This is a genomic window from uncultured Streptococcus sp., from assembly GCF_915066115.1.
GTDB lineage: Bacteria > Bacillota > Bacilli > Lactobacillales > Streptococcaceae > Streptococcus.
On record NZ_CAJZDT010000125.1, the window covers coordinates 1 to 5,579 of the forward strand.

The window sequence follows — 5,579 nt, forward strand, 5'->3', positions numbered from 1 at the left end:
AAAGCAGTGCTTTAAGCAACCTGCGGTTAGTTTCCTAGTTTGCTCTTTGATTTTCATTGAGTATAAAATAATCTTCTTCTAGTTTCGCATAAAATGATGAATTTTGTCAAGTTCTAACCAAAAAGAGCCTGAAATTTACTTTCGGGCTCCTCCTCTTATTTAATCTTTTCTTCCTCGTAATCACCCTTGCTACAAACAACCTGCTTACCACCACCACGGACTTTTTTCTCCATAAGGAAGTTGCCACATTTTGGACAGTCACGACCAACAGGCTTATCCCAAGAGGTAAATTCACATTCTGGATAGCGATTACAACCATAGAAAAGGCGGTTACGTTTGGTTTTACGTTCAATGATTTGTCCCTGATGACAACTTGGACACTCAACACCGATTTCTTTCACGATTGCTTGGGTATGACGGCAATCTGGGAAATTGCTACAAGCGTAGAACTTGCCAAAACGACCAAGTTTAATGACCATTGGACTGCCACACACTTCACAGTCAAATCCAGCCGGTTCATCCTTGATTTGGATTTTCTCCATTTCTTCTTCAGCCTTGGCAACTTCTTTAGAGAATGGTTTGTAAAAGGCATCAATAACATGTTGCCACTGCTCTTTCCCGACTTCGACATCATCCAGTTTGCCTTCCATTTCAGCTGTGAAGGTTACGTTTACGATATCTGGGAAATATTCAACGATAAGCTTGTTAACAATTTCTCCCAACTCTGTCGGTTCAAAGCGTTTAGCTGCAAGGCGAACATAATAGCGTTTCTGAATAGTTTCAATGGTTGGGGCGTAGGTTGACGGACGTCCAACCCCATTTTCCTCCAAGGTCTTGATCAGTGTCGCTTCAGAATAGCGAGCAGGCGGTTGAGTGAAATGTTGCTCTGGTTTGCTATTAACCTGTTTGACCACATCTCCAACAGCCATGTCTGGTAACATCTTATTCTTATCAGAATCATTATAAATGGCAAGATAACCATCAAACTTAACCTGACTACCATTGGCAGCAAATTGAACTCCATTTTGCGACAATTTAACAGCCATAGTATCAAAGACAGCAGCTGTCATCTGGCTAGCCACAAAACGATTCCAGATAAGAGTATAAAGCTTGAGCTGATCCTTATCCAGATACTTAGCGATGCTTTCAGGTGTATTAAAGACACTAGACGGGCGAATAGCCTCGTGGGCATCCTGAGCTCCGGAAGCATTTTTGACCTTGCTACCATGCTTAGAGTACTTGCTACCAAAACGGTCCGTAATGAAACTTGCTGCTTCGTTCTGTGCTACAGGACTGATACGAGTCGAATCGGTACGCATATAGGTGATCAAACCTTGGACACCAGAACCAATATTAATCCCTTCATAGAGCTGTTGGGCAACCATCATGGTCTTTCGAGTACGGAAATTGATTTTATTAGCCGCATCCATCTGCATGGATGAAGTGGTATAGGGTAAAGGAGCATTGCGCTTGCGCTCTTTCTTATCCACCTGATCCACTGAAAAGTCTTTACTAGTCAGACGAGACAAGACTTCCTTAACCTCGTCATTGCTAGTCAGTTTCAGCTTTTTACCATCTACTCCATAGAAGGAAGCCTGAAATTGCTTGGTTCCCTTTTTAAAGACGCCATCAATTGTCCAGTATTCCTCTGGCTGGAAAGCATTGATTTCATTCTCACGGTCAATGATGAGTTTAAGGGCAATAGACTGTACGCGCCCTGCTGACAAGCCCTTTTTGACCTTCTTCCACAAAATTGGAGAAATCGAATAGCCTACCAAGCGGTCCAAGACCCGACGAGCCTGTTGGGCATCGACCAAATCCATATCAATCTTGCGCGGTTCTTTAAAAGCATTTTTGACTGCATCCTTGGTGATTTCATTGAAGACCACACGGTTGGCATCATTTTCATCCAAGTTGAGAATATGGGCCAAATGCCAAGAAATCGCTTCTCCTTCACGGTCCGGGTCACTCGCGAGAAAAACTTTATTAGCTTTTTTAGCTTCTTTTTTCAAGTCATTGATGAGAGGACCTTTTCCTCGGATATTGATATATTGCGGTTCATAATTATTTTCAATATCGACGGACATACTGGATTTCTTCAAATCACGGATATGCCCAACACTGGCTAAAACCTTGTAATTTCTGCCTAGATATTTCTCAATCGTTTTCGCCTTAGCAGGCGACTCCACGATGACTAGATTTTTTTTTACTGTTGATTTTTTCTTTTTTGTTGCCGTAGCCACAGTATCACACCTTTTCAAAGTAATAAACTTTATAAAGTGTAAACCATTTTGCCATAACTGTCAAGACTTAGCTCCTATATATAGAAGAAAAATTTGTCTAGTAAGCGAAATTTCATCTTAAAATTCAAATTCCGCAAGCACATCTTGCCCGCTGGTGACCAATTTTGCTCCTTCCTGAATCAAATGATGGCAACCGTCTGATAGTCCATCTAAAATGCTACCAGGAATAGCAAAGACATCGCGCCCTTCTTCCATTGCTCGCTCACAGGTAATAAGACTACCTGAGCGCATCTTAGCCTCTGCTACAATCACGCCACGGCAAAGTCCAGCAATGATGCGATTACGGGCAGGAAAATGAAATTTCAGAGGCTGTTCGCCAGGTCCATATTCACTAAGAACCAGGTGATCATTGCCGATGTAGTCTTGCAAGCGTTTATTGGCTTTAGGATAAAACACATCTAGTCCTGTTCCAATCACTGCAATGGTTTTTCCGCCATTCTGAAGAACTGCCATATGAGCTGCTGTGTCAATGCCCTTGGCTAGTCCACTGACGATAACCAGTTCATTTTCCAAGCCCTGAATGACTTTTTCAACTGACTTAGCTCCCTGTTTGCTACAAGCACGACTTCCTACGACTGCTACCTTCGGGAATTTCAAGAGGTCAAGATTTCCCTTGTAAAATAAAAGTACAGGCGCATCATATATTTCACTCAAATCCCAAGGGTAACAGTCATCTAAAATAGAGAAAGATGGAAATTTTTGAAATTCTTTCTCCAAATGCGCATCATCTATCTGAAAATAACGTTCCATAAAAACAGCTGGATTTCGGCAACCTGATATATCTGCAATATCACCTAACAACAGTTCTTGATCGACATTTTCACCGTATTCTAGAACGTTTAAAATCTGTTGATTGCTCAAACCTGATTTTTTCAATTTATAGATTTCATAGTTTGTGATTTTCATAAATATCTCCATTTCTTTTTCTACTCATCTATTTATTCGTAAAAACTCAAAAAACATCCGACTATTTTAGTCAGATGTTGGAATCTTTAATTTTCATTTTTAAGAATTTCTTCCAATTTATGATAATCTTGGACACTGTCAATTTCATAGATGCTGTTGCCTTCTAATTCTTCAACATAGACATCTAGTTCTTTGATATTATCCTTAACCATATTATCCCAATAGAGGTCAACAAATTCACCACTTGCATAAGCCTTGTCGATAAAGCTGACAATCTTTTCTGCAGTTGGAGCATCCCAGAAGGATACACCACTAAGGATGCGACCTGCCTTGCTATCAACAATAATGTCTTGAACCTTGTAGTCATCTCCATAGACCAAGAACCATTCGTTGGTACAATCTTCACGATAAACACTAAAATAAGTCGAACGAGTCAAATCATTACGGAACATATTTTTAAAGAGATAATTATCGGCATCAATAACATAACTGTTGGCCAATTCTTCTTTTACAAGATAGAGAGAATAAAAGTTATTGTAGTCAGCGTATTTATCATTGAAGACAAGGCGAACCCCATATTTTTCTTTCAAGTAATCGAATTGTTCTTTAAGGTAACCAACAATGAAGATGTCATTGCTTCCTTTTTCTTTTAAAAACTCAATTTGGTATTCAATCAAGGGTTTTTGATTAACCTGAACCAAGGCTTTAGGAGTATTTTCAGTCATAGGACGCAAGCGAGTTCCCAATCCAGCTGCTAAGATAATGGATTTCACACGAATCTCCTTTATTCTTTAATAATAATATAAACTCCAGCAATAACGACAAGTGACGTAATAATTGTCAGCATATCTAGCGGTGCACCCAAGAAAACAATTGCAAACAAGACTGTCCATACTACATAGCTCACATTCAAGCCTGTAGCCTTGACTGGTTGCAAGCGATTGATAGCGATATAATAAGCCAAATAGGAAATCATATCAAAGGCTGCAAAGACAATCATAAGACTTAACAATTGTCCATTGGCCACTTCTGCAAATGACTGATGAGAGAAGAGCACAATCACAAGATAGGACAAGAATGAAGTCACTTGACGAATCAAGAGGGCTTCGATTTCACTCAGTTCACTTTCCATGGCAAAAGAGCTAAGAACACTCTCACTTCCCCATGCAATAGCACAAACCAAAGCACAGAGAATCCCAATGTAGTAGGAATTGACCTGTTCAACCATATAGGTCTGAGCAATTATCCCTCCAATAATTAAGACAATCCCAAACACAGTATTTTTTGAAATCTTGTGCTTTAAAAAGAAGAAAGCCAATAAAACCGAAATCGCAGGGTAAATAGCCGACACAGATGAAGCTAAGGAACTTCCGATATACTTAACCGCATAAAGATTGGCCTGCATACCGATAGGGCCTGCTAGCCAGGCTCCGATGATAACACTAGCATTGCGAATATTTAAGAAAATTGAGAGACGAACTTTTCCTTCTTTTACCAAGAGAAAAGCTAGTAAGATAAAGATACTCAAGAAATCGTGAGCAGCGGCCACCACAAAGGGAGACAAATCTGTAAAAATCGAAAAGATATAAGCACTAATCGTTAGACCTAACCCCCAGAAAATACCTGAAAGTAGACCAAAAGAAACTCCACTTTTATTTTTCATCTGAACCTCCATAATAGGCCAAACCTTTAACAGCTCTTTGGTAACGATTCACACCATAGTCACCAAAATCTGCGCCTTGCTCTTCCTTATAGACAGTCCATAGACTCCAAATAGTATCTTGCAAAATTTTATAGATCGCAATCTTTTCACAAGAGACAGGTGTTTACTCACTCTCATAGTGAGACAATAAGGCTTCTTCCTCTTGACGAGTGAATTCAGACTCTAAAAAGAGAGCAGCCAAATCCCACATTGGATCGTTCATTGATGAATATTCCCAGTCAATCAGATAAAGTCGTCCTTGAGGTGATTCGATAAAGTTTTCAGGCACCAAAACGATATGACAAGATTTTCTGTCAACACCTAAGTCAGCTAGTCTTTTCCCTAAAGAGAAGACTGCATTTCGAACAGCTTCATAGTTGGCATAAGGGATTTTTTCCTCAATCAAGGATTCGTATTTCTTGATTTCTTCGAAAGGAGCAAATTCTCCTCTTAATTCCTTGCCAGAAGCATGAATGGTTTGTAAAATTGGAGCAATTTCATCAAATTTGGTCTTGATTGTAGTTGAATCAAGCGTAATCGCAGATTCGATATACTCATTTACTTTGAAACCAACTTCAATATCAAAAAGATAATTTTTTACATCTAAGTCTAAATCCTTTAGTAGTTCAAGATTGTACTTTTCATCTTGACGATTGATCAGCTTTTCT

The 5,579-nt window shown here is 39.5% G+C and carries 4 protein-coding genes and 1 pseudogene; all 5 read right to left on the bottom strand.

The genetic code is table 11. The features are described from left to right. Positions 1-155: 155 nt before the first annotated feature. Positions 156-2,243, bottom strand: a complete 2,088-nt coding sequence (gene topA / locus QZ565_RS07985) for a type I DNA topoisomerase (protein WP_295527954.1) — start codon at positions 2,241-2,243, stop codon at positions 156-158. Positions 2,244-2,360: 117 nt separating this feature from the next. Then, the gene (gene dprA / locus QZ565_RS07990; protein ID WP_295527957.1) at positions 2,361-3,209 is read right to left on the bottom strand and encodes a DNA-processing protein DprA; all 849 of its coding nucleotides are present in this window, start codon (positions 3,207-3,209) and stop codon (positions 2,361-2,363) included. A gap of 86 nt (positions 3,210-3,295) precedes the next feature. Then, positions 3,296-3,982: a sugar phosphate nucleotidyltransferase gene (locus tag QZ565_RS07995; RefSeq protein ID WP_295527960.1), complete on the bottom strand. Its 687-nt coding sequence runs from the start codon at positions 3,980-3,982 to the stop codon at positions 3,296-3,298. Positions 3,983-3,993: 11 nt separating this feature from the next. Continuing rightward, positions 3,994-4,872, bottom strand: coding sequence for a DMT family transporter (locus QZ565_RS08000; RefSeq protein ID WP_295527963.1), 879 nt, complete (start codon positions 4,870-4,872; stop codon positions 3,994-3,996). Then, a pseudogene (locus QZ565_RS08005) lies at positions 4,862-5,579 on the bottom strand (phosphotransferase family protein); the annotation flags it as partial. The pseudogene QZ565_RS08005 and the gene QZ565_RS08000, both read right to left, overlap by 11 nt.